The sequence below is a fragment of the Phreatobacter sp. AB_2022a genome (assembly GCF_026847585.1).
Lineage (GTDB): Bacteria > Pseudomonadota > Alphaproteobacteria > Rhizobiales > Phreatobacteraceae > Phreatobacter.
The window spans coordinates 1-25507 of record NZ_JAPSET010000065.1; the positions used below are offsets into that span (position 1 = coordinate 1).

Consider the following 25507-nt stretch of genomic DNA (forward strand, 5'->3'; position numbering starts at 1 on the left):
CGCGGCGGGCCGGCGGCATCGGCCAGGGGCTGCGCGCGCTGATCCGCGACCGGTCCTGACCGGCTGCCGGCACGTCGTGCATCTTTGCAACGGCGCGCCCCGCTGACGGGGTGCGAATCTCGGGGCGGTTCCGCTAGGATGGGGCCATGCCCGTCCGCCAGCTGCCTGAAGGCGTCGTCAACAGAATTGCCGCCGGCGAGGTCGTCGAGCGGCCGGCCGCGGTCGTCAAGGAACTGGTCGAGAACGCCATCGATGCCGGCGCCACCCGCATCGACGTGCTGATCGGCGGCGGCGGTCGGCGCCTGATCCGGGTCGCTGACGATGGCGCGGGGATGGTGCGAGCCGATCTCGAGCTCTGCGTCGAGCGCCATGCCACCTCCAAGCTGACCGGCGAGGACCTGCTCGATATCCGCACGCTCGGCTTTCGCGGCGAGGCGCTGCCCTCCATCGGCGCCGTGGCGACGCTGACCATCACCAGCCGCCATGCCGACGAGCCTCACGCCTGGGCGCTGACTGTCGACGCTGGAGCCAAGGGAGCCTGCGCGCCCGCGGCGCTCGCCCGCGGCACGCGCGTCGAAGTCGAGGATCTTTTCCATGCGACGCCGGCGCGGCTGAAATTCCTGAAGAGCGACCGGGCCGAAACTGCGGCCATCGGCGACGTCTTCAAGCGTCTGAGCCTCGCCCATCCGACGATCGCTTTTTCGCTTGCCGACGACGAGGCCGGCACGCGCAGCTATGCCGCCCAGGCGTTCGGCGAAGCCGGGCTGCTCGCCCGGATCGGCGACGTCATGGGCCGCGATTTCGCCGACAACGCGATGGCCCTGGACGTGTCGCGCCATGGTGTCAGACTGTTCGGCTTCGCCGGTCTGCCGACCTTCCACAAGGCGACCGCCGCGGCCCAGTTCCTGTTCGTCAACGGCCGCCCGATTCGCGACCGGCTGGTGCTCGGAGCCCTGCGCGGGGCCTATGCCGACGTGATGCCGCGCGATCGCCATCCGGCGGTGGCGCTGTTCATCGAGCTCGACCCGCACGAGGTCGACGTCAATGTCCATCCGGCCAAGACCGAGGTGCGTTTCCGCGATTCCGCGCTGGTGCGTGGCCTGATCGTCAACGCGATCAGGGATGCCATCGGCCGCGCGGCGCCAACGACCGCCTCGACGATCGGGGCGGCGACGATCACGGCCTTCCGCCTGCCGGCCGGCCGTGGCGCACCGCCGCGCGGCTGGGACTGGCGCCAGTCGCCGGCACGCCCTGCCGGCGGTTTCGCCGCGCCGGGCCAGGCGGCCTTCGCCGTCGCCGCGCCGGATGCCGCGCAGGCGGGCCTGGTCCAGCAGAGCCTCGCCATGGATTTCGCGCCCAGCGCCGATGCGAGGGCGAACGCGGCGGCACCGGAAGCCGACGATCTCGACCGGCCGCTCGGCGCGGCACGGGCCCAGCTTCACGGCACCTATGTCCTGGCCCAGACCCGTGACGGTCTCGTCATCGTCGACCAGCACGCGGCCCACGAACGCCTGGTCTACGAGCGCCTGAAGCGGCAGATGGCCGAGACCGGCATCGCCCGCCAGGCCCTGCTGATCCCGGTCGTGGTCGAGCTCGATCCGGCCGATGCCGCCCGCCTCCTCGGCCGGGCGGATGATCTCGGCCGCTTCGGTCTGGTCATCGAGGGCTTTGGTCCGGGCGCCGTCGTGGTGCGCGAGACGCCCGCCCTGCTCGGCGAGGTCGACGCCGAGGCCCTGACCCGCGATCTCGCCGAACATCTCGCCGAATGGGATACGACCGACCCCCTGGAGCGGCGCCTGCTGTCGGTCGCCGCGACCATGGCCTGCCACGGCTCGGTCCGGGCCGGGCGGCTCCTGAAGCCCGCGGAGATGAACGCCCTTCTGCGCGAGATGGAGGCGACCCCGGCTTCGGCCCAGTGCAACCATGGCCGCCCGACCTCGGTATCGCTGTCGCTCGGCGACATCGAGCGGCTGTTCGGCCGGCGGTAGAGAAGATCGTCGTGGTCGGCTCGAAGGAACCGACACGGCGCAGTATCATCACGGGCTTGGGGATGATGCCGATGGTCGAGATCTTGACGGGCAAGCCGGCGCGCGCGGAGGCTTGGCCGAGAGTTGCGCCGGAAGCGGCAGGTTTTGCTGCCGATCTCGAAGCCCGGCTCGATCGGGCGCTGACCAATGGCGACGTCTGGAACCTGCACGGCGTCGTCGTCCTGCGCGGCGGGCAGATCGTGCTCGAGCGCTATTTCGACGGCCACGACAATGCGCGCGGCGAGGATCTCGGCCACATCGTCTTCGGGCCCGGCACGCTGCACGACGTCCGTTCCTGCTCGAAGAGCATTGTCGGTCTTGCCTACGGCATAGCCCTGGGCCAGGGCAAGGTGCCGCCGCCGGAGGCGCCGCTGTTTTCCGTCTTTCCCGAATATGCCGACCTCGCGCGTTCGGCCGGGCGCGACCGCCTGACCATCGAGCACGTCCTGACCATGACCATGGGCACGGACTGGGACGAGTCGAGCCTGCCCTATTCGGATCCGGCCAACAGCGAGATCGCCATGGATCTGGCGGCTGACCGCTATCGCTACATCCTGGAACGCCGCGTCGTCACGCCGCCCGGCGCCTATTGGACCTATTCGGGCGGCGCGACGGCGCTCATCGCCCGCATCATCGCCAAGGGAACCGGCCAGTCGGTCCATGCCTTCGCGCGCGAGCATCTGTTCGACCCGCTCGGCCTCGGCCCGACAGGCTGGGCGGCGACCGCCAGGGGCGAGCCCTTCGCCGCCTCCGGGGCGCGCATGACGCCGCGCGATCTCGCGCTGATCGGCACGATGATGCTGGCCGGCGGCAAGGCCGGCGGGCGGCAGGTCGTCCCGGCCGACTGGATCGCCCGGCTGACCACGCCGATCGTCAGCGCCGACGAATTGCGCCGCTACGGCTATCAATGGTGGATCGTCGACATTGCCTTCGGCGCGCCGAAGGGCTGGGCGCCGGGACGGCTCGAACGCATGTGGTCGGCCATGGGCGAGGGTGGCCAGCGGCTGTTCGTCATCCCCGCGCTGGATCTCGTCGTCGCCGTCACCGCCGGCAACTACCTGCAGTCCGACCAGTGGAAGCCGCCGACCTACATCTTGCGCGACGTGGTGCTGGCGAGCGTCGTCTGAGGCTGGCCGGCCGGCGCCGCGCCATGGTCACGGATCGGCGATCGCATCGTTCACGAGCTCGGCCGGGCTCGACCCGAGCGCCAGGGTCAGCCGCCGCTTCACCTCGTCCTTGATCGGCTCGCAGGCGGCCAGGATGTCCGCGGCCTTCAGGAAATCGAGGACACGGAACTGCTCCACCGGGGGTCTCAGATGGATGGTCGGCCGATGCGTGGCGAGCTTGGCGCCGCTCAGCGCCTGCATCATCAGCACGACCGCGCCGAACAGGGCGTCCAGCGGCCCGGGCACGGTGTCGTCGATGACGCCGCAATGGGACGAGCCGTCGAGGACATCCACCGCCAGGACGATGTCGGCGCTGACACGGTCGACCGGCACGGGATTGAGGATGCCGCCGTCGACCAGCACGCGCCCCTCGTGGACGACCGGCCTGAACGCGCCGGGGATGGCCATGGAGCCCGCCACTGCCGGGATCAGCGGCCCGTCCGCATAGCCGATGTCGACGCGGGCATGATAGTCGGTCGCAACCACGGTCAGCGGAATGGCGAGATCTTCGAGCAGGACCGGCACGGCCGGCGGCAGGAACACCCGGAGGAACAGCTCCGGGTCGATCAGGACCGGGTTGGTCAGGCCGGAGCGGATGAGGTCGGCGAAGCGCCCGACGCGCGCCGACATCAGCCGGCGCAGCACGTCCGGCCGCACCTGCAGCATGTCGAGGCCATAGGCGCGGATCTCGCGCCCGGTCATGCCGGCGCAATAGCAGGCGCCGATGATCGCGCCGATCGAACTGCCGGCGACGACCTCGGGGCGGATGCCCATTTCGTCCAGCGCCTCGATGACGAGGATATGCGCAAGCCCCTTGGCGCCGCCACCGCCCAGCACCAGGGCGAAGGGGGCGGCCGGAAACCCCGCCGTCCTGCGGCCGGAAAGGGAACCCTGGTCATCCACGCCCGCGATGCTAGCGCGGATCAGCGATGCCGGCTAGCGACGGATGCGTGATCGATTGAGCTTGGCGCCCATTTGGCTTAGCCCTTTGGGGAAGGCCCTGCCTTTCGCAAGTCCGGTCTTTTCAAGTCCGGCCTTGCCAGTTTCGGCCTTCCAAGTTCCGCCGTACCGAGTCCGGCTTTCTTCGTGAGATGGTGCCCGCCATGGCCAGCCCTGTTCAGTTCGATCCCGCGGCCTTCGATCCGGCCAATGCGCCGGCGGATGCCCTCGCGGTCAATGCGGCGATCCTGAAGCGCATGGCGAGCTGGGACACCTGGGGCGCGCCGATCGAGGAGATCCGCAAGCTGAGGCGCGAGGGCAACGGGCCGTTTCCGCCGCCCGTCGTGTCCGCGCGCGCCGAGGCGATCGAGATCGACGGCAAGCACGGGCCGATCACGCTGCGCCTCATCGCACCGTCGCGGCCGAAAGGGGTTTATCTGCACCTCCACGGCGGCGGCTGGACGGTCGGTACCGCCGACATGCACGACATGGCGCTGGAGCGCCTTGTCGACAGGGCGGGCGTCGCCTGCATTTCCGTGGACTATCGGCTGGCGCCGGAACATCCCTATCCGCAGGGGCCGGACGACTGCGAAAGCGCCGCGCTCTGGCTCGTCCGCGAGGCCAAGCGGCGGTTCGGCACGGATCGCCTGGTCATCGGCGGCGAGAGCGCCGGGGCCCATCTGTCGGCGGTCACGCTGCTGCGCCTGCGCGACCGCCACGGCCTGACCCCGTTCCGGGGCGCCAACCTCCATGCCGGCTGCTACGATCTGGCGCTGACGCCCTCGGCGCGCCGGTTCGGCGCGGAAAAGCTGATCCTGAACACGCGTGACATCGAAATGTTCGTCCGCCACTTCCTGCTGCACGGCGGCGACGTCAGGAGCCCCGACATCTCGCCGCTCCATGCCGATCTGAAAGGCATGCCGCCGGCGCTGTTCACTGTGGGCACGCGTGACGCGCTGGTCGACGACAGCCTGTTCATGGCAGCGCGCTGGGCGAGCGCCGGCAACAGCGCCAGTCTCGAAGTCTATCCGGCCGGATGTCACGTCTTCATCGGCTTCCCGGGCTCCAACACCGACAAGTGCCTTGCCCGCATCGACCGCTTCGTCGCCGAGGCCTGTGCCTGACGCCCGATACCGGGCTATTCCGCCGCCTGCTTGCGCACCCGCCACTGGGCGAGCAGCGCCCGCAGCGCGGCGGGCTTCAGCGGCTTGTTGAGCAGGTAGACGTTCTTCTCCTGCGCGCGGTCGCGCACTTCGGGGGTGCGGTCGGCGGTCACCAGAATGGCCGGCAGGCTCGCGCCGAACCGCCAGCGCAGCTGCATGACGACGTCCAGCCCGTTGCCCTCGTCGAGATGGTAGTCGACGATCAGCACGTCGGGGATCGCCAGGGTCTCGTTCAGCTCCTCATGGGCCGTGCGCCAGCTCGAGGCGGTCAGCGTCCGGCAGCCCCAGCCGGTCAGCAGGGCGCGCATGCCCTCCAGGATCTTCGGCTCGTTGTCGATGGCGAGCACCACCAGCCCGTCGAGCGGCGCGGCGGGCAGCGGCGTCGGCGCCGGACCGGCCGCGACCGCCGGCAGGGCAGGCGCCACCGGCACCTCGACCGCGAAGACCGAGCCCTTGCCGATCTTCGAGCGCACGGTCAGCCTGTGGTCGAGCACGCGGGCGATGCGCTCGACGATCGACAGGCCGAGCCCGAGGCCGCGCGCCGCCTTGGCGCCCTGTTCGAGGCGCTGGAACTCCTGGAAGATGATGCGCTGCTTGTTGTTCGGGATGCCCGGCCCGCTGTCGTGCACCTGCAGCGACAGCCGGTTGCCGCGGCGCCGGCAGCCGACCAGCACGCCGCCGCGCGCGGTATATTTGATCGCGTTGGAAACCAGATTCTGCAGCAGCCGGCGCAACAGACGCCGGTCCGAGCGCACGGCCAGCGCCGACGGAATGAAGGTCAGCGTGAGGCCCTTCTGCTTGGCGATCGGCGAGAATTCGACCGCAAGCTGGCGGAACAGGTCGTCGATGCGGAAGCTGGTCACCTCCGCCTTCATGGCCCCGGCATCGAGCCTGGATATGTCGAGCAGTGCGCCGAGGATCTCCTCGACGGCCTCCAGCGAAGCGTCGACATTGTCGACGAGGTCGGCGTCGGCGCTGTCGCCGCGCCGTTCGACGAGGCTCGTCGTATAGAGGCGCGCGGCGTTCAGCGGCTGCAGGATGTCGTGGCTTGCCGCCGCCAGGAAGCGCGTCTTCGACAGGTTCGCCTCGTCCGCCTCGGCCTTCGCCTGCGCCAGCTCCGCGTTCAGCCGCGTCAGCTCTTCGGTACGCTCGCGCACGCGCCGCTCCAGCGTCTCGTTGACGCGTTCGAGCTCGTCGGCGGCGTCGACGCTGGCGGTGACATCGGTGAAGGTGGTCACGACGCCGCCGTCGGGCAGCTGCGCGGCGCGGATCTCGATCACCAGGCCGAGGCGGGCGAGGCGCTCGATCTGCGGCTCGGTGGCGGTGAGAAGCCGCTCGGCACGCTCGGCGACGAGGGTTTCGACGTCGCCTTCGCCGAACTCGCCGCGCATGGCGAGCCCGCGCAGCACGGCGTCGAAGCCGGCGCCGATATGCAGGCTCTCGGGCGGCAGGGCCAGGACTTCGGCGAAAGGCCGGTTCCAGACCATCAGCTTGCCGTCGCGGTCGAACACGCTGACCCCCTGGCGGGCATGTTCGAGCGCGGTCTGCAGCACTTCGCGATTGTACTGCATGGCGGCATTGGCATCGTCGAGCAGCTTGAGCGCGTCGGTGCTCGACACCGAGCGCTTCTTCAGGAGCAGCGACAGGACGAGGCGGGAGGAGGCCGTGCCGATGGCCGAGGCCAGCAGACGCTCGGCATAGCGCAGCAGCTCGATATCGGCCTCGGCGCCGCCTTCGAACGGCGTGCCGCGCTCCCGGGCGTAGCTGGCGAAGGCGGCGTTGGTGCGCTCCGGGCCCAGATAGCGGCTGACCGTGCCGCGCACCTCGTCGACGGTGACGGCCGAGCGCCACAGGCGGAAGCTCGGCGCATAGGCCAGGGGCCCGCTCGGCATGAAGATATTGGCCTGCAGCGCCTCGATCGCGATGGGGCGGCGCGACAGCGAGCCGATCAGGAAGACGCCGGTATTGATCAGCAGCGACCAGAACACGCCATGGGCGAGCGGCGGCAGACCGGTGAGGCCGAACAGCTCCTGAGGTCTCAGCGTCGCGATGCCGAGGGGGCCCGAGGCGACCAGGGTGCGGCCGATGCCGCCACTTTCGGCAAGCATCGGCACGAGCAGCGTATAGGTCCAGATGGCGAGGCCCACCGCCATGCCCCAGGCGGCGCCCCGGGCATTGGCGCGTTGCCAGAACATGCCGCCGAAAAAGGCGGGGGCGAGCTGGGTGACCGCGGCGAAGGACAGGAGGCCGATCGAGGCGAGCTGGGCGTCGCCGGCAACGTGATAATAGAGATAGGCGGCGATCAGCACGGCCAGGATGATGGTGCGGCGGATCTTCAGGACGGTCGATCCGAGATCGCCGCGTCCGCCGGTGGCGCTCGCGTCCGACGGCAGCTGGCCGCGCAGCTTCAGAAGCGAGGGGATCACGACGTCGTTGGAGATCATGATCGACAATGCGACCGAGGCGACGATGACCATGGCGGTGGCCGCCGACAGGCCGCCGATGAAGCCGGCGAGCGTCAGGAGGCCGTTGTCGCGCGACAACGGCAGCAGCAGCAGCGTCATGTCGCTGTCGAAGCTGCCCGCCGGGAACAGGATGAGGCCGGCAAGCGCAATCGGTACCACGAACAGGTTGATCGCGATGAGGTAGATCGGGAACAGCCAGGCCGCGCGCCTGACCTCGCTGACCGAATAGCTCTCGACCACCACGACGTGGAACATGCGTGGCAGCAGAATGGAGCAGACGAAGGCCAGCACGCTCATCGCCAGGAACGTGCTGAAGTCCGGCCAGCGCAGCGTCGAGGCGAGAATGGCGGGGCGGGCGACCGCCTGGGCGAACAGGTCGCCGAAGCCGTCGAACATGACATAGGTCACATAGACGCCGATGGCGAGGAACGAGACGAGCTTGACGAGCGATTCCGCCGCCACCGCCAGCATCAGGCCGTCCTGGTGTTCGGTCGCGTCGGCATGGCGCGTGCCGAACAGCATGGCGAAGGCGGCCATGGCCATGGCGACCAGCAGCGCGAGGTCGCCGAAGAACGGCAGGTCGTGGGTGATATTGCCGATGTCGGACGGCTTGATGGTGGTCAGCAGCGAGGACGAGACGGCCTTCAGCTGCAGGGCCACATAGGGGATCGTGCCGACCGTGACGATCAGGCAGACCATGGCGGCGACCGCCTGGCTCTTGCCGTAGCGGGCGCCGATGAAGTCGGCGACGGAGGTGATGTTCTGCGTCTTGGCAATGCGCACCATGCGCGTGACCAGCGGCCAGAACAGGCCGAACATCAGGATCGGGCCGACATAGATCGCCAGGAAATCGAAGCCGCTGCGCGCGGCGAGGCCGACCGAGCCGAAGAAGGTCCAGGACGTGCAGTAGACCGCGAGCGACAGGGGATAGATCCAGGCCCGGCTGACGACGGTGCGGCCCTGCGCCTTCAGGCGATCGCCGATATAGGCAACCAGGAACAGCCCGCCGAGATAGGCGAGCGCCGTGACGATGATGACGAAGCCCAAAGTCATTGACTGACCCGGCCCTTTCCTGTCGCCGCCGCGTCCGCCCGACAGGGCGCGACCCGCCGGTTTTGCTGGCAAACCGACTTCATCACGGCGGCCGCCGGCTGTCCAATATCCGTTGCCGTACCGCCACGGCGGCTCTGCGGTTGCCGAATGCCGGCTCCGCCGCACGCCATAACACGTTGCAAGTGCCGCCGAATCCGCCAAACGTAGCGCGGCCAGGCGCGCGGCGCGCCTGGCCGCGTTCACCGGCAGGAGGGCTGGATGCTCAAGGAATTCAGGGAGTTCGCGCTCAAAGGCAATGTCGTCGATCTCGCCATCGGCGTGATCATCGGCGCGGCCTTCGGCAAGATCGTCGATTCGCTGGTCGGCGACATCTTCATGCCGATCATCGGCGCGATCATCGGCGGCCTCGATTTCTCCAACTACTTCATCGGGCTGAGCAAGGCCGTGACGGCCGGCAACCTCGTCGACGCCCAGAAGCAGGGCGCCGTCCTCGCCTATGGCAAGTTCATCACCGTCGCGCTGAACTTCGCGATCATCGCCTGGATCCTGTTCCTGCTGGTCAAGGCGATCAACCGCCTGAAGAAGCAGCAGGCCGCCGCGCCGGCCGAACCGGCTGCGCCGCCGGCCGACATTGTGCTGCTCACCGAGATCCGCGACCTGCTCAAGAAATAGCCGGCGCGCACGCCTGCCGCCGGCTCAATCCCGCCGCGCGATGACGAGCTGGGTGTCGCCCGCGCTTCGCCGTTCCTCGACGGCGAAGCCGGCGGGCAGGTCGAGCGCTGCGTCCGCGGTCTCCTCGACGACGACGAGCGCGCCGGGGCTGAGCCAGCCGCCGTCGCGCGCCGAGGCGAGCGCCCGTTCGGCAAGACCCTTGCCGTAGGGCGGATCGCAGAACATCAGCGTGAACGGCTCGAAGGGCGCGACCGCCCCGAGACGGGTGGCATCGCGCCTCAGCACATTGGTGACGCCCGACAGGCCGAGCGCGTCGATATTGCCCCGGATGATGCCGCGGGCTTCCGTGCCCTGATCGACCAGCGCCGCGAAAACCGCGCCGCGCGAGAGAGCTTCCAGCGCGAGAGCCCCCGTGCCGGCGAACAGGTCGATCACCCGCGCGCCCGCACAGGCATCGCCATAGCCATGGGCCAGCACGTTGAACAGGCTTTCGCGCAGGCGGTCCGAGGTCGGACGGATGGCGTCCGACTTCGGCCCGGCGAGCGTGCGCCCCTTGAAACGGCCGCCAACGATGCGCACGCCTCAGCGCTCCCGCTTGCCTCCACCCGGCCGGCCGCCGGGCGGACGCCCCTTGCCGAACGGCTTGCCGCCACCCGGCCGGTCGCTGCCCGGGCGATCGCCGCGCTTGCCGCCGAAGCCCTTGCCGCCGGAATCCCGGCTGCCGAAGTCCTTGCCGCGGTTCGGCCGGTCGCCGAACGAGCGCTCGCCGCGCGGCTTGAAGTCGCGATCGGGACGATCGCCGTCGCGTTTGCCGAACGGACGGTCGCCCTTCGCGCGGAAATCGCGGTCGGGCCGCTCGCCGAACGCGCGCTCGCCCCTCGGCTTGAAACCGCGGTCGGGTCGGTCGCCGAACGAGCGCTCGCCCCTCGGCTTGAAGTCGCGGTCGGGTCGGTCGCCGAACGAGCGCTCGCCGCGCGGCTTGAAGCCCCGGTCGGGGCGGTCGCCGAACGAGCGCTCGCCCCTCGGCTTGAAGTCGCGGTCGGGTCGGTCGCCGAACGAGCGCTCGCCCCTCGGCTTGAAGCCCCGGTCGGGGCGGTCGCCGAACGAACGCTCGCCGCGCGGCTTGAAGCCGCGATCAGGCCGCTCGCCGAACGAGCGGTCGCCACGCTCTTCGAAACGGCGCGGCCTGTCGCGGAACCCGCGGTCGTCCCGGCCGGCATCGCGGTCGCGCGCCGGCGCCTCGTCGCCGCCCACCCGCTCGAAGCGGACGCGGCGGCCCTTGGAATCGGTCAGCGGCGCGCCGCGCTTGAACGTGCGCTCGCCATCCTCACGGGCGCTCCGCGCCCGGTCGCCCTTGAAGCCGGGCCGCGCCTTCTGGATCGGGCCGGCATCGGTCGCCTCGCCATCGCGCCAGATGCGGGCGCGCGAACCGAAGCGATGTTCGGGGCTCTTGCCGCGCGGCCGGTCGTCCTCGCCGTCCCTCTCGAAGCGCCGGTCGCGGCCGAACCGGCCGCCGCGCTCGTCGTCGCGTCCGAACCGCGAGGGTCGGTCGTCGCGGTTGCCGAACCGGCCCGGCCGGTCGCTCCGGCCCATGTCGCGCTGCGGCCGCTCGCCGCGTGCTTCGAACCGGGCCGGCCGGTCGCCGCGGCTGCGCCGCTCCTCGCGCTCGCCGATCCGCTCGAACACCGGGCGGTCGAACTCGACGCCCGCCAGCTCGGCCAGGTCCTCGCCGAGCTGATCGCGCAGCACCCGCGTCTTGATTTCCTCGACCTCGCCCTCGGCGAGCTCGCCGAGCTGGAACGGGCCGAAGGACACGCGGATCAGCCGGTTGACGTCGAGGCCGATGGCGCCGAGCACATTCTTGACCTCGCGGTTCTTGCCTTCCCGCAGCGACAGCGTCAGCCAGCTGTTGGTGCCCTGGACGCGGTCGAGTTCGGCCTCGATCGGTCCGTATTCGATGCCGTCGACCTCGATGCCGCCGCGCAACCGGTCGAGCGTCGCCTGGTCGATGATGCCATGGGCGCGCACCCGGTAGCGGCGGAGCCAGCCGGTGGCCGGCAGGGCCAGAACCCGCGCCAGGCCGCCGTCATTGGTCAGCAGCAGCAGGCCCTCGGTGTTGATGTCCAGTCGGCCGACGGTGATCACGCGCGGCAGGTCTTCGGGCAGGCGCTCGAAAATGGTCGGCCGGCCCTCGGGATCGCTGGTCGTGGTGACCAGGCCCGCCGGCTTGTGGAACAGCCAGAGCCGCGTGCGCTCGCGCTCGGGCAGCTTCTCGCCGTCGACCAGGATCACGTCCTGCGGGGTGACGTTGAGCGCGGGCGAGGTCAGCACCTCGCCATTGACGCTGACCCGGCCGGCCTCGATCCACTCCTCGGCCTCGCGGCGCGAGCAGAGACCCGCGCGGGCGAGCACGCGGGCGATCCGCTCCTCGCCGCGATTGACCGGCTCGACCTCGCGGTCGCGGCTGCGCGGCACGCTGTTGCGGTCGCGATTGCCGCGCACATCGTTCCAGTCGCGCCGCGGCCGGTCGTCGCGGTCACCGAAGCGGCGGGGCCGCTCGTCGCGGTCACCGAAGCGGCGCGGGCGCTCGTCGCGTCCGCCACGCGCCGGCCTTGCGTCGCGATCATCGAACCGGCCACGCTCCCCATTGCGCTCGCGCGGGGCACGCTTTGCGGGCTCGAAACCGGCCTCGGCGGCAAGCGCCTTGACCACCGGATCCTCGTCGATGTCGTCGAGAAATTCAGGCGCCTCGGCCGGCGCTTCGGCCACCTTCGGCGCGCGCTTCGGCTTGGCTTCGGCCTTCGGGCGCGCGGGCTCGGCCGGCTCGACCCCGGCGGCCGGGGCCTCGGCTTCGGTTTTCGGCGCGGCCTTGCGCGCCTTCTTCGCCGGCACCGGATCCTCGGCCACAACCTCTGGGGCGGCCGCGGCCCTGCGCGTCGTGCGCTTCGGGGCCGCCTCGACGGTCTCGGTGGTTGCCACGGCGTCCTTCTTGGCACGCTTCGGCTTCGGGGCGGGCTCGCTCGCCATGTCCGGCACAGCGGCCTTGGCGGCGCGCTTCGGCTTCGGCTCGGCGGCGACCGCGACGGCTGTCTTGGTCGCGGTCTTGGTCTTGGTCGCTTTGGCGGCGGCCGGCTTGTCCGCCGCTACGGCCTTGGCTTTGGCCTTGGTCGCCTTGACCTTGCCGGTTTCGGTGGTTTCGGCGCTCGTCGGGGCCGGTTCAGAAACGGTTTTCCGCGTCCGGCTCGGGGCCGGACGATCATCGTCGCGCTTGCGGGGCATGGGGATCTCGTGAGAAGCGGTTGTCGCGGCGCCTTCAGGCGTGCGCGGCCGGGTGCCCCGGCAGGAACCGGCGCCTTTAGCACAGCGATAAGGAAATGGCGAGAGACAGCAGGGAGTCCGTACCGACGCCGATGGATCTTGCGCTGCGGGAGGCCGAGCTCGCCGCCGAGCGCGGCGAGGTTCCGGTCGGGGCGGTGATCGTGCGCGACGGCGTCGTGCTGGCGCGCGCCGGCAACCTCACGCTCGGCCTGAAGGACCCGACCGCCCATGCCGAGATCGTGGCGATCCGGGCCGCCGCCGCCGCGCTCGGCTCCGAGCGGCTCATCGACTGCGATCTCTATGTCACCCTCGAGCCCTGCCCGATGTGCGCCGGCGCCATATCCTTCGCCCGCATCCGCCGGCTCTATTACGGCGCGGGTGATCCGAAGGGCGGAGCCGTCGATCATGGCGTCCGGCTCTACGGCGACGCCACCTGCCATCACCGCCCCGAGGTCTATGGCGGCATCGGCGAGACGGCGGCCGCGGCCTTGCTGAAGGATTTCTTCCGCAGCCGGCGCTGACACCGCGAACCGGCATCCGGTCCAGGCTCGATATCGGACGAAACGAGCGTCCAGATCCGGCATGAGGCGGGCGGCAGCCCTGCCGCCGGCGGCTGGACAGGCAACGTCCCGGCTGCTGCAATCGGCGCGGTCAAAGGCAGGGCACGGCATGAGAACCATCCGCATCGGCGCCGGCGCCGGCTATTCCGGCGATCGGATCGAACCGGCGGTCGAACTCGCCGAACATGGCGCGCTCGACTACCTGGTGTTCGAATGCCTGGCCGAGCGTACCATCGCGCTGGCGCAGGCCGCCCGCCTGAAGGATCCTGGTGCGGGTTTCGACCCGCTGCTCGAAGCGCGCATGCGCGCCGTGCTGCCGGCCGCCGCCGCGCGCGGCGTCCGGATCGTCACCAATATGGGCGCGGCCAATCCGCTCGCCGCCGCGGCCAAGGCGCGCGAGACCGCCCGGGCGCTCGGGCTCGGCCATCTGCGCGTGGCGGCCGTCACCGGCGACGACGTCCTGGACGAGGTCAAGGCCGGCACCTATCGCGCGCTGGAGACCGGCCTCGCCGTGGCCGAGCTCGGCAACCGCATCGTGTCGGCGAATGCCTATCTCGGCGCCGCGCCGATCGCCGCGGCCCTGGCGGCGGGCGCCGCCATCGTCGTCACCGGCCGGGTCGGCGATCCCGCGCTCTATCTCGGGCCGCTGGTTCACGAATTCGGCTGGGCGCTGGACGATTGGGACGCGCTCGGCCGGGGCACGCTCGCCGGCCATCTCCTGGAATGCGCCGGCCAGATCACCGGCGGCTATTTCGCCGATCCCGGCGTCAAGGACGTGTCGGACCTTGCCCGCCTCGGCTTCCCGATCGGCGAGATCGACGCCGAGGGCGGCATCGTCATCGGCAAGGTCGACGGCAGTGGCGGCCTGATCACGCCGGCGACCTGCAAGGAACAGGTGCTCTACGAGGTGCACGACCCCTCGGCCTATTACCAGCCCGACGTCGTCGCCGATTTCTCTGCGGTTCGCGTCATGCCGGCCGGGCCCGACCGGGTGCGGGTCGAAGGCGCGCGCGGCCGGCCGAAGACCGGCCTCGTCAAGGTGTCGGTTGGTTATGTCGATGGCTTCGTCGGCGAAGGCCAGATCTCCTATGCCGGGCCCGGCGCGCTCAGCCGCGCCAGGCTGGCGCGTGACATCGTGCGCGAGCGGCTGGCGCTGACGGCTGTCGCGGCGAGCGAGCTGCGCTTCGACCTGATCGGCCTCGATGCCCTGCATGGCGAGGCGCGGGCGGCCGGCGCGGCCGAGCCTTACGAGGTCCGCCTGAGGGTCGCGGGGCGCACCGACAGCCTCGCCGAAGCGGTGCGGATCGGCGGCGAGGTGGAGACCCTCTACACCAACGGCCCGGCCGGCGGCGGCGGCGTGACGCGGTCGGCGCGCGAGGTCATGGCGATTCTTTCGGTGCTGCTGCCCGAGGCGAAGGTCTCGCCCGCCGTCACCATGCTGGAGCCCTGAGCAATGAAGCTGCGCGCCATTGCCCATTCCCGCACCGGCGACAAGGGCAACATATCGAACATTTCGCTGATCGCCTTCGACGAGGCCGACTATCCGCACCTCGTCCGCCATGTCACCGCCGAGCGTGTGCGCGCCCATTTCACCGGCATCGTCCACGGCCGGGTGACGCGTTACGAAATTCCGAGCCTCGGCGCGCTGAACTTCGTGCTGGAGGATGCGCTCGGCGGCGGCGTCACCCGCTCCCTGGCGCTCGACGCCCATGGCAAGGGCCTGAGCTCGGCCCTGCTCGATCTCGATATACCGGACCCGGTGGAGGATGCCTGAGCCTCACGAGGCCGAGCGTTCGCCCGCCGCGCGTTCCCAGGCGATCATCCGCGTCATCAGGATCACCGGCACGAGCCCGATGGCGACGATGACCAGCGCGCCGGTCGAGGCCTGGGCGAGCCGCTCGTCGGAGGCGAGGTTGTAGACGCGCACGGCAAGCGTATCGAAATCGAAAGGCCGGATGATCAGGGTTGCCGGCAGCTCCTTCAGGGTGTCGACGAAGACGACCAGGGCGGCGGTCAGAAGCGAACGGCGCAGCAGCGGCGCGTGCACGCGGAAGGCTACCCCGTAGGGCGTCTCGCCGAGCGTGCGCGCAGCGGCGTCGAAGGTTGCGGGGATCTTGTGCAGGCCGGCCTCGACCGGCCCGACGGCGACCGCCAGGAAGCGCACGAGATAGGCGTAGAGCAGCGCCACGGCCGTGCCGGACAGGACGAGGCCGGTGCCCGCGCCGAAAGTCGCCCTGGCCCAGCCGTCGAGCGCATTGTCGAAGGCGCCGAGCGGCACGAGGATGCCGACCGCGATCACCGTGCCCGGCACGGCATAGCCGATGCTGGCGATGCGGATCGCGGTCGTGCTGGCAAGGCCGGGGGCGAGCCGTGCGGCATAGGCGACGAGGCCGCCGACCCCTGCGGTCAGCACGGCGGCGGCGCCCGCCAGCACGAATGAATTGCGGGCATAGGTCAGGAAGCGGGCGCCGAGCAGGGGATCGCCGCCATCGGCATGCAGCCTGATCAGCGCCGCGACCGGAATGGCGAAGCCGGCCAGGACCGGCAGGGCGCAGGCAAGGATCGCGCCGGCCGCGGCCAGCGGTTTCAGCTGCAGCGGCACCAGGCGCCGGTGGCGGCGGACGCCGCCGCCGAACCGCCGGCCGCGCCGCGCCCCGTGCTCGATTGCCACCAGCGCCAGCACGAAGACGAGCAGGGCGGTGGCGAGCTGCGAGGCGGCCACCCGGTCGCCCATGCCGAACCAGGTGCGGTAGATCGCCGTGGTGAAGGTGGTGACGCCGAAATATTCCACCGTGCCGAAATCGGCCAGGGCTTCCATCAGCGCCAGCGCCACGCCGGCGGCGATCGCGGGCCTCGCCATCGGCAGGCCGACCCGGAAGAAGGCGCCCCAGGGGCCGGTTCCGAGCGTGCGGGCTGCTTCCAGCACACAGACCGACTGGTCGAGAAAGGCCGCGCGCGCCAGCAGGAAGACGTAAGGATAGAGTACCAGCGTCAGCATCGTGCTGACGCCCCAGAGCGACTGGACGTTCGGGAACCAGTAGTCGCCGTGCGACCAGCCGGTGAGCGTGCGCAGCGACGACTGGACGGGGCCGGCAAAGGCCAGTGCGTCGGTATAGGCGTAGCCGATGATATAGGCGGGAATGGCGAGCGGCGTGAGCAGCAGCCATTCGAGCGCCCGCGAGCCGGGAAACCGGCAGAGCGTCACGAGCCATGCGGTGCCGACCCCGATCACCGCCGTGCCCAGGCCGACGAAGGCCATCAGCCCCAGGCTGTTGAGCAGGATCTCCGGCAGCACGGTCTCGGCGAGATGGCCGATCGCGGTCCCCGGCGGGCGCAGGAGGCTCGTCCCGACGGCCAGGATCGGCAGGGCGACGAGACCGGCGAGGCCAATGGCGAGGGCCACCAGAAAGCCGCGCCCGGCCAAGGGGGCCGGGCGCCAGCTGTCGGGCCGTGCCGCGCCGGGCGCGGCATCGAAAAGGCTGTCGGTCACGCCGTCACTTCCAGCCGGCGCGGTCCATGATCTTCAGCGCTTCCGCATTGTTGCGGGCGAAGACGCCGGCATTCAGCGCGTCCGCCTTGAACTGGCCCCAGGACGTCAGCACCGCCGGCCATTCGACGCCGGCCACCGCCGGATATTCCGAATTGCCATGGGCGAAGTAGCGCTGGGCGCCGGGGGTCGAGAGATATTCGAGGAAGGCACGCGCCGCCTCGATATTCTTGGCGTGGCGGGCGATGCCGGCGGCGGAAATGTTGACATGGGTGCCGCGGTCGCCCTGGTTCGGGAAGACGATGCGGACCTTCTCGACGATCGCCTTGTCCTCCGGCTTGGTCGAGCGCGCCAGGGCGCCGAAATAATAGGTGTTGGCAATGCCGATATCGCCTTCGCCGGCCGCCACCGCCTTGATCTGGTCGGTATCGCCGCCGCGCGGCGGACGGGCGAAGTTGGCGACCACGCCGCGCGCCCAGGCCTCGGTCTTCTCGGCGCCGTGAGCCGCGAGGATCGAGCCGGTCAGCGACTGGTTGTAGACATTGGTCGAGGAGCGGATCAGCACCTTGCCCTTCCATTTGGGATCGGCGAGGTCCTCATAGGTCCTGATCGCCCCGTCGGCGACCCGCTCGCGCGAAACGAGGAAGACGCGGGCCCGGGTCGAGAAGCCGAACCAGTGGCCCTCGGGATCGCGATAGGCCGCGGGAATGCGGCTCGCCAGGGCCTCCGAGGCGAAGGGCTGCAGCAGGCCGGCCTCGCGGGCGCGCTCAATCCGGCCGGCATCGACGGTGATCAGCACGTCGGCCGGGGAATTGGCGCCTTCCGAGCGCATCCGCTCGATCAGCGGGTCGGGCTGTGCCTCGACCCGGTTGACGGTGATGCCGGTCGTCTTGGTGAAGTCGGTATAGAGCGCCTCGTCCGTGTCGTAATGGCGCGAGGAATAGAGGTTGAGCTGGCGCGCCTGGGCGCGCAGCAGCGCCGGGGAGAGGACCGAGAGCGCGGCGCCGCCGAGAACTGCGCGACGGGTGGTGGTGAAAGTCATGGTCTGGTCTCCGCCAGGTCTTGTGCTGGCCGACATGGGAGGAGCGGCCGCGGCGCTGTGGTTCGGCCCGCAGTGACGTACCGGGAGCTTCGAGCCCGCATCCTAACGTGGCCCGCAACCCGTACAAGCCTCTGAAAACATTTTGGAATATTTCAAAACTACAGTTTTGATCGTTTCCAGGGACATGGAATTCATGAGTGCGATCAGCCGGCTGGCCGATGTTGCGGGCGATCGCGAGGGGCGCCTTGCTCGCGCCATATTATACAATTTACTTAATTATATAATGTATGCTGGACCGATACGTGCATGGGGAGAATGCCGATCATGATCGAACGTGCCGCCGCCAGCCCCGTCAGGCCCGATGTGACGGCGTTCTACGAGCCGAGGACGTCGAGCGTCCAATATGTCGTGGCCGATCCCGCCACCGGCATGGCGGCGATCGTCGACCCCGTCCTCGACTTCGACGAAAAGTCCGGCTCGACGGCGACCGCCAGCGCCGATGCCATTCTGGCCCATGTCGCGCAGAAGCGGCTGACCGTCGCCTGGATCCTCGACACCCACCCCCATGCCGACCATTTCTCGGCCGCGGCCTATCTGAAGGCGAGGACCGGCGCGCCGACGGCGATCGGGGCCGGCATCGTCGACGTTCAATCACTCTGGAAGGAGATCTACGGCTTCGACGATCTCGCCGTCGACGGCTCGCAATGGGACCATCTCTTCGCCGACGGCGACCGTTTCATGATCGGCAGCCTCGAGGCGCGCGTCATGTTCTCGCCCGGCCACACGCTCGCCTCGGTCACCTACGTGGTCGGCGATGCCGCCTTCGTCCACGACACCCTGTTCATGCCCGACAGCGGCACGGCGCGGGCCGATTTCCCGGGCGGTTCGGCCCGCCGGCTCTGGCGCTCGATCGAGGCGATCCTGGCCTTGCCGGACGGGACGCGGCTGTTCACCGGCCACGACTATCGCCCGGGCGGCCGCCCGGCGCGCTGGGAGAGCTCGGTCGCCGAGCAGAAGCGCGACAACCCCCACATTGCCGGCCGGAACGAGGCGGATTTCATCGCCCTGCGCGAGGCGCGCGATCGGACCTTGCCGATGCCGCGCCTGATCCTGCACGCGCTTCAGGTCAATATTCGCGGCGGCCGCCTGCCGGAACCTGGACCCGATGGCCGCCGCTACCTCAAGTTTCCGCTCGACGCGCTGACCGGCGCAGCCTGGGGATGACGTCATGACAGGTGATGCCGCGGACGACGTGACGGAGAGCCCGCTTCAGGAGCGCGCCGGCGAGGTGGCCGAGCTCTTGAAGACGCTCGCCAACCGCCACCGCCTGATGCTCGTCTGCACGCTGGTCGAGGGCGAATTTTCGGTCGGCGAGCTGGAGCAGCGGCTCGGCATCCACCAGCCGACCCTGTCGCAGCAGCTCACCGTGCTGCGCCGGGCCGGCATCGTCCGGACGCGCCGGCTGTCGAAGCGCATCTTCTATCGGCTGACCGGCACCAAGGCAGCCGATCTCGTCGGCGCGCTGCACGCGATCTTCTGCGCCGATATCGCCAGGGGTACGGAGGCCGCCCGATGACCGGATATGCCGCCTCGTTCGCCGGCGGCCTGCTGATCGGCCTGTCGGTCGCCCTGCTCATGCTGCTCAACGGCCGCGTCGCCGGCATCAGCGGCATTGTCGCGGGCCTCGCCCGCAGGCCGGACGAACGGCTGGCGGCCAACCTGGCTTTCGTCCTCGGCCTGCTCGCCGGCCCGCTTGCCTATCGCCTTGGCGTCGGCGCCTGGCCGGCGGTCCATGTCACGCAGTCGCTGGCCGTGGTTGCAGCAGCCGGCCTGCTCGTCGGATTTGGCACCCGGCTCGGTTCGGGCTGCACCAGCGGTCACGGCGTTGCCGGGCTCGCCCGCCTGTCGCCGCGCTCGTTCGCGGCCGTCGCGACCTTCCTCGCCACCGGCATCCTGACCGTTCTCGTCATGGGATGGGTCCAGCCATGATCGCGCTCCGTCTCGCTGCGGCGCTCGCCTCTGGCCTTCTGTTCGGCTTCGGCCTGTCCCTGTCGGGCATGCTCGATCCGGCCCGCGTCCGCGGCTTTCTCGACATCACCGGCCCCTGGGACCCGAGCCTCGCCTTCGTGCTGGCCGGCGCCGTCGCGGTCGCCGGCCTCGCAACGCTCGCGCGTCGCCGCCTGCCGCGGCCGGCGCTCGCCGAGCGCTTCGAACTGCCGGGGAAGACCGCTGTCGACGGCCGGCTCGTCGCAGGCTCCGCCCTGTTCGGCATCGGCTGGGGCATGGCCGGGCTCTGCCCGGGCCCTGCCGTGGCGTCGCTGGTCCTCGGCCTTGCCCCGACCGCCGTCTTCGTCGCGGCCATGCTGGCCGGAATGCTGATCCACGGGCAACTGGCGAAGGGGCCGGAGCGACCAGCCGGCGGGGGACCGTGAGATGGCGAACCCGCCGTCCGCTATCCGGCCGAGAGCTTCAGCGCGCCGCTGGAGGCGAGGAACGAGGCGGTCTTGAAGCCGATCTCGGCGCGGCCATAGCTGATCGGCCGGCCATCGGGCATCGCCATCCGGCCGCCGGCGGCGACCAGCAGCGCGTGGCCGGCGGCGATGTCCCATTCGGTGATCGGCGCGAAGCGGACCGTGAGGTCGGCGCCGCCCTCGGCGATAACCGCATATTTCAGCGAGGAGCCCATCGGCTGCCGGCGCGTCACGCCATGGCGCGCCAGAAAGTCCTCGGCCGCCGCCTCGGGATGCGAGCGGCTCACCAAGGCGACCGGTCCGCCGGCCGGCACCGGGCGGGTGCGGATCGGTGTGCGGTTCTGCGCGGCGGCGATCGCGGCACCGGGCACGAGCGTCATCGCTTCGGCCTTGCCGGCGGCCCCCAGCCACAGGCGATGGCGCGCCGGCGCATAGACGATGCCGGCGACCGGCTCGCCCCCGGCGACGAGGGCGATATTGACGGTGAACTCGCCGTTGCCGGCCAGGAATTCGCGCGTCCCGTCGAGCGGGTCGACGGCGATGAAAAGATCGGTGCGGTCGGGAAGCCGACCCGCCGCGGCGGATTCCTCGGCGAGGATCGGCACGCCCGGCAGGAGTTGCGCCAGCCCGGCGAGGATGATGGCTTCGGCCTCCTCGTCCGCCGCGGTCACCGGCGAGCCGTCGGTCTTGGCTGCCGCCGAGCAGCCGTGATGGGCCATGATCCGCTCGCCCGCCGCGCCGGCGAGCGTGCCGAGGGCCTCCATCAAAGCCGGGTCGTTGAAGCGCTGGGGCATGCCGTCGAACTGCCTTCGCAAAAGGGCGGGCTCGTGCGGTCCCCGCGAGGGCCTGCGAGACCCGCCGGCGCCGTTGCCCGAACCTTCGGTTAGGCCGCGCGGCGGGGCAAAGCAAGCGTTTCGCGGCGGGCCTCCGCCTTAAGACCTGCTTAACCCCATTTGTTGGGTCGCCGTTCACCTCGCTCGGTCATGATGAATGCCGGGTTAGGGGCATCTCGCAAATTGTCGGGACGGGCCGGTGAGTATTGCGTACGGCAGAGACTTGATCCGCCGCAGGGCGGTGCGATGGGGCATTTTCGTCGCCGTCGGGCTGGCGCTCGCCGCCTGCGGCCGCTTCGCCTATGAGCGGCGCGAGGCCTGGCGTTCGGAGCTCGAAAGCCGCTGCATGTCCTCGGGCGCGGTGCAGATGTCGCGCTACGTCCAGCGGACGAATGCCATCAACGGTCCGGGCGGCTGCGGCATGGACTATCCGCTGCGGGTGGCGGCCCAGTCGCACGGCGCGGTGAGCTACAGCCGCCCCCAGACGCTCGCCTGCCAGATGGTGCCGACCGTCGACCGCTGGATCGACAACGCCGTCCAGCCGGCGGCCCAGCGCTGGCTCGGCGCGACCGTCGTCGAGGTCAAGGCCGGCTCCTTCGCCTGCCGCGGCATGGTCGGCGGCTCCCGCGCGCGCATGTCCGAACACGCCTATGGCAACGCGCTCGACGTCTTCGCCTTCGTGTTGAACAACGGCCAGACCGTGGTGGTCCGCCAGGACTGGCGCGGCGACACCCGTGAAGCAGGTTTCCTGCGCGAGGTGTTCATTCGCGCCTGCGACCATTTCACCACCGTGCTCGGGCCCGGCTACAACACCTTCCACTACGACCATTTCCACCTGGACCTCGCCCGCCACGATGCGCGCTGGACGCGGCGTGTCTGCCGGCCGCGGCCGGAAACGATCCAGCTGCCGCAATTGGTGCCGCCCACCGCCGGCTTCGGCTGGGGATTCGGCCGCCAGGACAACCCGATCCGCTGACGGCGGGCGATCGGAGGGCTTTCGGCCTTCCGATCGCAGCCACGATCGCCTAGAATCGGGCGGTCAGACAGGCCTTCGCCGGATCGTTCATCGTGCAGAACACGCTTCTCGCCATCGGGATCGCCCTGATCATGGCGATCCTTGCGGCTCTCGCCGGTCCGTGGCTGATCGACTGGACCCGGCACAAGCCGCTGATCGAAGCCGAAGCCTCCCGGCTAGTCGGCCTGCCGGTGACGATCGGCGGCGACCTGTCCGTGCGCCTTCTGCCGGCGATCACGATCGATGCCCGCGACGTGACCATCGGCAGCGCCGAGACCGGCGCCAAGATCGGCCGGCTGCGCGGCGAGCTGAGGGTGGCGCCGCTCATGCGCGGCGAGGTGGCCCTGACCGCGGTGCATCTGCGCGACGTCGATCTGACCATCCGCGAGGGCGGACTGCCGCGCCAGGCGCTGGCCGCCGAGGAGATCACGGTGGAGAACGCCCGCCTGGCGGTCGCCGACGCCTCCGGACGGCAGACGCTGATCGCCGAGCGCATTGCGCTGCAGGGCGAGTCGCGCGGCACGCGCGGACCCGTGCGGCTCGAGGGCCAGGCCGTGACGGCCGAGCGGGCCGTGCCGGTGCAATTGCTGGCGAGCTTTCCCGAACATGGCGGCCTGGCGCTCCGGCTGCGCGCCCAGGATCCGCTGAGCAGCCTCTCCCTCGAAGCCGAGGGCGAGACCGGCGGGCCGGGCAATCCGCGCTTCGACGGCATGGTGGTCATCAGCGGCCGGGCCGGCTCGCTGCCCTGGCGCATCGCCGGGCCGGCCGCGGCTACCGCCGATGCCCTGGTGTTCGAGCGGGCCGAGGCCATGCTTGGCCCCGCCGAGCGTGCGGCGCGCGCGACCGGCTCCCTGCGCTACCTCTGGGGCGACAGGCCGGCGCTCGAAGCCGTGTTCACGGCACGGCAGGTCGACCTCGACCGGCTGACGGAAACCGCCGGCGCGCCGCGGACGCCGCGCGACGTGCTGACGGCGCTGCTTGCCGCCGCGCCGGCGCTGGCCGGCCCCGATCTGCCCGTGACGCTCGGCCTCGACATTGGCGGGCTGACCATTGGCGGCGCCCTCGTCTCCGACGTCAGGGCCGATCTTGCCGGCGCCGCCGCCGGCTGGACCGCTGGGCGGCTTGACGCCCGCCTGCCAGGCGAGGCGGCGCTGGAGCTGAAGGGACGCGTCACGCTGAAGCCGGCGCTCGGCTTTGCCGGCACACTCGGCCTGCAGGCGGCGCGCCCCGGCCTGCTCATGTCCTGGCTCGACGGCCAGCCGACGCCTGCCGGCATGCTCGACGATCCGATCCGCCTGAGCGCCGCCGTCACGGCAGGCCCCGGCCGCCTGGTGCTGGATCGGCTGGAGGCCGCGACGGCGGCGGGCGATGCCCGCGGCCGTGTCGCCATCGACATGCCCCCGTCCGGCCGGCACGGGCTCGCGCTTGATCTCGCCGCCGAGATGCTCGATCTCGACCTGCTCGGGCGGCTCGCGCGCGGCGCCGGCGCAAGGCTCGATCCCGGTACCGACATCGCGCTCAAGCTGAAGGCGGGCGAAGCGACGCTGGCCGGCCTGTCGGCGCGCGGTCTCGACCTGATGTTGCGCTCGGACGGCCACGGCGTCCGAGCCGAGCGCCTCGCCATTGCCGACCTCGCCGGCCTCGGCATCGACGTGAGCGGCCATCTCGACGGTCTTTCGGGACCCTTGACCGGCGAGGCCGCCGGCCGGATCACGGCGCAGCGCGTCGATGGCCTCGTCGCCCTGCTCGGCCGCGATGCGCAGACTGCGCCGCTCGGCCGGTTCGTCGCCGAGCGGGCGGCCTGGCTCGGCGGCGCCGACCTCGGCATCCGTTTCCGCGCCGGGCCGGGCAACAGCCTCGGCCTCGCCGCTGAAGGGCATATCAGCGGGACGTGGCTGCATCTCGATGCCGCCGGCACCGGCAGCCTTGGCACCCCCGAGCGCATTGCCGGCCGGACCAGCCTCGTCATGGAGGCGCCCCGCGCCGACGCGCTGCTCGGCCTCGTCGGCGGGCTCGTGCCGCTCGGCACCGCCGCGGTGCCGGCGCGCTTCGAGCTCGTGCTCGGCAGGCCGGCCAACGGCCCCGTCACGATCGAAGGCGAGGTGGAAGCCGCCGAGGTGCTGGCCGGTTTCGCCGGCCTCCGCGGTACCGACGGGCGCACGGCGCTGGCGCTCTCCTTGAACGCGCCCGATCTCGCACCGGTCCTGCCGCTCGCCGGCATTCCCTCCGAGCTCGCCGGCAGCCTGGCGGCCCGGCTCGCGATGCGGGTCGAAGCTTCCGATGCCGGCTGGCGGCTCGACGGCCTGGAGGGGCGCATCGGCCCGACCGAGGTGAAGGCGGCACTGGCTGGCCGCGGGCGCACGGTGATCGGCAGCCTCGAGCTCGGCACGATCGGCGTGGAGGCCCTGATGAGCCTCATGACCGGTCCGGCCTGGCTGATCGACACCGAAGCCGGCCGCGCCGCCGATGCCGGTTTCAGCCGCACGCTGGTCGATGGTGTCGACGGCGAGGTCGCCTTGCGCATCGGCACGCTGGGGCTTGGCGGCTATCCGCCGCTGTCGGGGCTTGCCGCGACGCTGTCGCGGCAGGGCGCACGCACGGCGCTGCGCGACATCTCGGCACGGCTCGGCGGAAGCAGCGCCACCGGGCAGATCACGCTCGACCGGACCGCCCATGCGACGGCGCTGCAGGCGACGGTCGGCCTCGACCGGGTGCCGCTCGCGCTGGTTCTGCCGGGTGCTGCCGGCGCCGGGCCGCTGGCCGTCGCGCTGACCGGCGAGGGGGCGAGCCCGGCGGCACTGCTGACCAGCCTGCGCGGTGAGGGGCGTTACGCCTGGCCGCGTGCCGGTGTCGCCGGCGTCCATCCCGGCGCGCTGCGGCGGGCGACGCGCGCTGCCGAGGTCGCGCAGGATCTCGGCCGGCCGCTGGACGATGCCGGCTTTGCCGCGCTCATGTCGCGTGAGCTCGCCCGCCCGGTGGAACTCCCGGCGCTCGACGTGCCGCTGACCCTCGCCGGCACGCGCCTGCGGGCCGGCGAGGCGGCCTTTGCCGTCGCCAACGGCCGCGTGAGCTGGAGTGGCGGCGTGGATCTCGGCACCGGAAACCTGGACGCGGAGGTGCGCATCGCGTCCGAGCCGCCGCCCGGCGCAGATGCCGTGCCGCCGGTCGGTCTCCATATCGAAGGGCCGCTCGCCGCCGCCGCGGTGCGGCTCGACGCGGAGGATGTCGCCGGCTGGCTCGGGCTCCGGCTCGTCGAGCGCGAGGCGCTGCGCCTCGAAATGCGCGAGAGCGACCGG

Annotated in this window: 20 protein-coding genes; 13 read left to right on the top strand and 7 right to left on the bottom strand. The window is 71.0% G+C overall.

Features of this window, described 5'->3' with window-relative positions; genetic code table 11:
* Positions 1-146 precede the first annotated feature (146 nt).
* Positions 147-1988, top strand: a complete 1842-nt coding sequence (mutL, locus tag OZ671_RS29005; protein WP_268863935.1) for a DNA mismatch repair endonuclease MutL — start codon at positions 147-149, stop codon at positions 1986-1988.
* Between the two features lie 71 nt (positions 1989-2059).
* Positions 2060-3154: a serine hydrolase domain-containing protein gene (locus OZ671_RS29010; protein WP_268863936.1), complete on the top strand. Its 1095-nt coding sequence runs from the start codon at positions 2060-2062 to the stop codon at positions 3152-3154.
* A 27-nt stretch (positions 3155-3181) separates the two neighbouring features.
* Here the strand turns inward: OZ671_RS29010 and OZ671_RS29015 are convergent, their stop codons facing one another.
* Positions 3182-4096: a patatin-like phospholipase family protein gene (locus OZ671_RS29015; protein WP_268863937.1), complete on the bottom strand. Its 915-nt coding sequence runs from the start codon at positions 4094-4096 to the stop codon at positions 3182-3184.
* Positions 4097-4296: 200 nt separating this feature from the next.
* Between OZ671_RS29015 and OZ671_RS29020 the strand changes: the two genes are divergently transcribed.
* Positions 4297-5256: an alpha/beta hydrolase gene (locus OZ671_RS29020; protein ID WP_268863938.1), complete on the top strand. Its 960-nt coding sequence runs from the start codon at positions 4297-4299 to the stop codon at positions 5254-5256.
* Between the two features lie 14 nt (positions 5257-5270).
* On the opposite strand, the gene OZ671_RS29025 is transcribed toward OZ671_RS29020, so the two are convergent.
* The gene (locus OZ671_RS29025) at positions 5271-8813 is read right to left on the bottom strand and encodes a hybrid sensor histidine kinase/response regulator (RefSeq protein WP_268863939.1); all 3543 of its coding nucleotides are present in this window, start codon (positions 8811-8813) and stop codon (positions 5271-5273) included.
* A 258-nt stretch (positions 8814-9071) separates the two neighbouring features.
* Between OZ671_RS29025 and mscL the strand changes: the two genes are divergently transcribed.
* Complete coding sequence (mscL, locus tag OZ671_RS29030) at positions 9072-9485, top strand: large conductance mechanosensitive channel protein MscL (protein ID WP_268863940.1); 414 nt, start codon at positions 9072-9074, stop codon at positions 9483-9485.
* 24 nt (positions 9486-9509) lie between these two features.
* Here mscL and rsmD read toward each other — a convergent pair whose 3' ends face one another.
* Positions 9510-10064 (bottom strand): 16S rRNA (guanine(966)-N(2))-methyltransferase RsmD, encoded by a 555-nt coding sequence (rsmD, locus tag OZ671_RS29035; protein ID WP_268863941.1) that lies wholly within the window; start codon positions 10062-10064, stop codon positions 9510-9512.
* Between the two features lie 3 nt (positions 10065-10067).
* Positions 10068-12764, bottom strand: coding sequence for a pseudouridine synthase (locus OZ671_RS29040; RefSeq protein ID WP_268863942.1), 2697 nt, complete (start codon positions 12762-12764; stop codon positions 10068-10070).
* Positions 12765-12895: 131 nt separating this feature from the next.
* Here OZ671_RS29040 and OZ671_RS29045 point away from each other — a divergent pair, with 131 nt between their 5' ends.
* From OZ671_RS29045 to OZ671_RS29055, 3 genes are all read left to right on the top strand, one after another.
* Complete coding sequence (locus tag OZ671_RS29045; protein WP_268863943.1) at positions 12896-13324, top strand: nucleoside deaminase; 429 nt, start codon at positions 12896-12898, stop codon at positions 13322-13324.
* Positions 13325-13472: 148 nt separating this feature from the next.
* Positions 13473-14813: an acyclic terpene utilization AtuA family protein gene (locus OZ671_RS29050; RefSeq protein ID WP_268863944.1), complete on the top strand. Its 1341-nt coding sequence runs from the start codon at positions 13473-13475 to the stop codon at positions 14811-14813.
* A 3-nt stretch (positions 14814-14816) separates the two neighbouring features.
* Positions 14817-15137 carry an AtuA-related protein gene (locus OZ671_RS29055; RefSeq protein ID WP_268863945.1) on the top strand — a complete coding sequence of 107 codons (321 nt, stop codon included), beginning with the start codon at positions 14817-14819 and terminating at the stop codon, positions 15135-15137.
* 3 nt (positions 15138-15140) lie between these two features.
* Here OZ671_RS29055 and OZ671_RS29060 read toward each other — a convergent pair whose 3' ends face one another.
* Positions 15141-16853: an ABC transporter permease gene (locus OZ671_RS29060; protein ID WP_268863946.1), complete on the bottom strand. Its 1713-nt coding sequence runs from the start codon at positions 16851-16853 to the stop codon at positions 15141-15143.
* 4 nt (positions 16854-16857) lie between these two features.
* A complete protein-coding gene (locus OZ671_RS29065) occupies positions 16858-17892 on the bottom strand; it encodes a Fe(3+) ABC transporter substrate-binding protein (protein WP_268863947.1) in 1035 nt (344 codons plus the stop codon).
* 324 nt (positions 17893-18216) lie between these two features.
* Here OZ671_RS29065 and OZ671_RS29070 point away from each other — a divergent pair, with 324 nt between their 5' ends.
* Genes OZ671_RS29070 through OZ671_RS29085 form a run of 4 tightly spaced genes read left to right on the top strand, consistent with a single transcriptional unit; the run spans position 18217 to position 20324 of the window.
* The gene (locus OZ671_RS29070) at positions 18217-19116 is read left to right on the top strand and encodes an MBL fold metallo-hydrolase (protein ID WP_268863948.1); all 900 of its coding nucleotides are present in this window, start codon (positions 18217-18219) and stop codon (positions 19114-19116) included.
* A 4-nt stretch (positions 19117-19120) separates the two neighbouring features.
* Positions 19121-19468, top strand: coding sequence for an ArsR/SmtB family transcription factor (locus OZ671_RS29075; protein ID WP_268863949.1), 348 nt, complete (start codon positions 19121-19123; stop codon positions 19466-19468).
* The gene (locus tag OZ671_RS29080; RefSeq protein ID WP_268863950.1) at positions 19465-19881 is read left to right on the top strand and encodes a YeeE/YedE family protein; all 417 of its coding nucleotides are present in this window, start codon (positions 19465-19467) and stop codon (positions 19879-19881) included. Before OZ671_RS29075 ends, OZ671_RS29080 begins: the two co-directional genes overlap by 4 nt.
* Positions 19878-20324: a DUF6691 family protein gene (locus OZ671_RS29085; protein WP_268863951.1), complete on the top strand. Its 447-nt coding sequence runs from the start codon at positions 19878-19880 to the stop codon at positions 20322-20324. Before OZ671_RS29080 ends, OZ671_RS29085 begins: the two co-directional genes overlap by 4 nt.
* Positions 20325-20344: 20 nt before the next feature.
* Here OZ671_RS29085 and OZ671_RS29090 read toward each other — a convergent pair whose 3' ends face one another.
* Positions 20345-21157, bottom strand: coding sequence for a 3'(2'),5'-bisphosphate nucleotidase CysQ family protein (locus OZ671_RS29090; RefSeq protein ID WP_268863952.1), 813 nt, complete (start codon positions 21155-21157; stop codon positions 20345-20347).
* A 262-nt stretch (positions 21158-21419) separates the two neighbouring features.
* Between OZ671_RS29090 and OZ671_RS29095 the strand changes: the two genes are divergently transcribed.
* Together OZ671_RS29095 and OZ671_RS29100 are read left to right on the top strand one after the other, a co-directional pair.
* The gene (locus tag OZ671_RS29095) at positions 21420-22172 is read left to right on the top strand and encodes an extensin-like domain-containing protein (protein WP_146053157.1); all 753 of its coding nucleotides are present in this window, start codon (positions 21420-21422) and stop codon (positions 22170-22172) included.
* 92 nt (positions 22173-22264) lie between these two features.
* On the top strand, positions 22265-25507 hold a 3243-nt coding region (locus OZ671_RS29100), incomplete at its 3' end, for an AsmA family protein (protein WP_268863953.1).

What these genes read in the sequence shown, in the direction of transcription:
- OZ671_RS29075 (WP_268863949.1), top strand. Translation starts at nt 19,121, where the DNA reads ATGACAGGTGATGCCGCGGACGACGTGACGGAGAGCCCGCTTCAGGAG.
- OZ671_RS29040 (WP_268863942.1), bottom strand. Translation starts at nt 12,764, where the DNA reads ATGCCCCGCAAGCGCGACGATGATCGTCCGGCCCCGAGCCGGACGCGG.
- OZ671_RS29045 (WP_268863943.1), top strand. Translation starts at nt 12,896, where the DNA reads ATGGATCTTGCGCTGCGGGAGGCCGAGCTCGCCGCCGAGCGCGGCGAG.
- OZ671_RS29080 (WP_268863950.1), top strand. Translation starts at nt 19,465, where the DNA reads ATGACCGGATATGCCGCCTCGTTCGCCGGCGGCCTGCTGATCGGCCTG.
- mscL (WP_268863940.1), top strand. Translation starts at nt 9,072, where the DNA reads ATGCTCAAGGAATTCAGGGAGTTCGCGCTCAAAGGCAATGTCGTCGAT.
- OZ671_RS29070 (WP_268863948.1), top strand. Translation starts at nt 18,217, where the DNA reads ATGATCGAACGTGCCGCCGCCAGCCCCGTCAGGCCCGATGTGACGGCG.
- OZ671_RS29025 (WP_268863939.1), bottom strand. Translation starts at nt 8,813, where the DNA reads ATGACTTTGGGCTTCGTCATCATCGTCACGGCGCTCGCCTATCTCGGC.
- mutL (WP_268863935.1), top strand. Translation starts at nt 147, where the DNA reads ATGCCCGTCCGCCAGCTGCCTGAAGGCGTCGTCAACAGAATTGCCGCC.
- OZ671_RS29085 (WP_268863951.1), top strand. Translation starts at nt 19,878, where the DNA reads ATGATCGCGCTCCGTCTCGCTGCGGCGCTCGCCTCTGGCCTTCTGTTC.
- OZ671_RS29055 (WP_268863945.1), top strand. Translation starts at nt 14,817, where the DNA reads ATGAAGCTGCGCGCCATTGCCCATTCCCGCACCGGCGACAAGGGCAAC.
- OZ671_RS29090 (WP_268863952.1), bottom strand. Translation starts at nt 21,157, where the DNA reads ATGCCCCAGCGCTTCAACGACCCGGCTTTGATGGAGGCCCTCGGCACG.
- OZ671_RS29050 (WP_268863944.1), top strand. Translation starts at nt 13,473, where the DNA reads ATGAGAACCATCCGCATCGGCGCCGGCGCCGGCTATTCCGGCGATCGG.
- OZ671_RS29020 (WP_268863938.1), top strand. Translation starts at nt 4,297, where the DNA reads ATGGCCAGCCCTGTTCAGTTCGATCCCGCGGCCTTCGATCCGGCCAAT.
- OZ671_RS29010 (WP_268863936.1), top strand. Translation starts at nt 2,060, where the DNA reads ATGGTCGAGATCTTGACGGGCAAGCCGGCGCGCGCGGAGGCTTGGCCG.
- OZ671_RS29065 (WP_268863947.1), bottom strand. Translation starts at nt 17,892, where the DNA reads ATGACTTTCACCACCACCCGTCGCGCAGTTCTCGGCGGCGCCGCGCTC.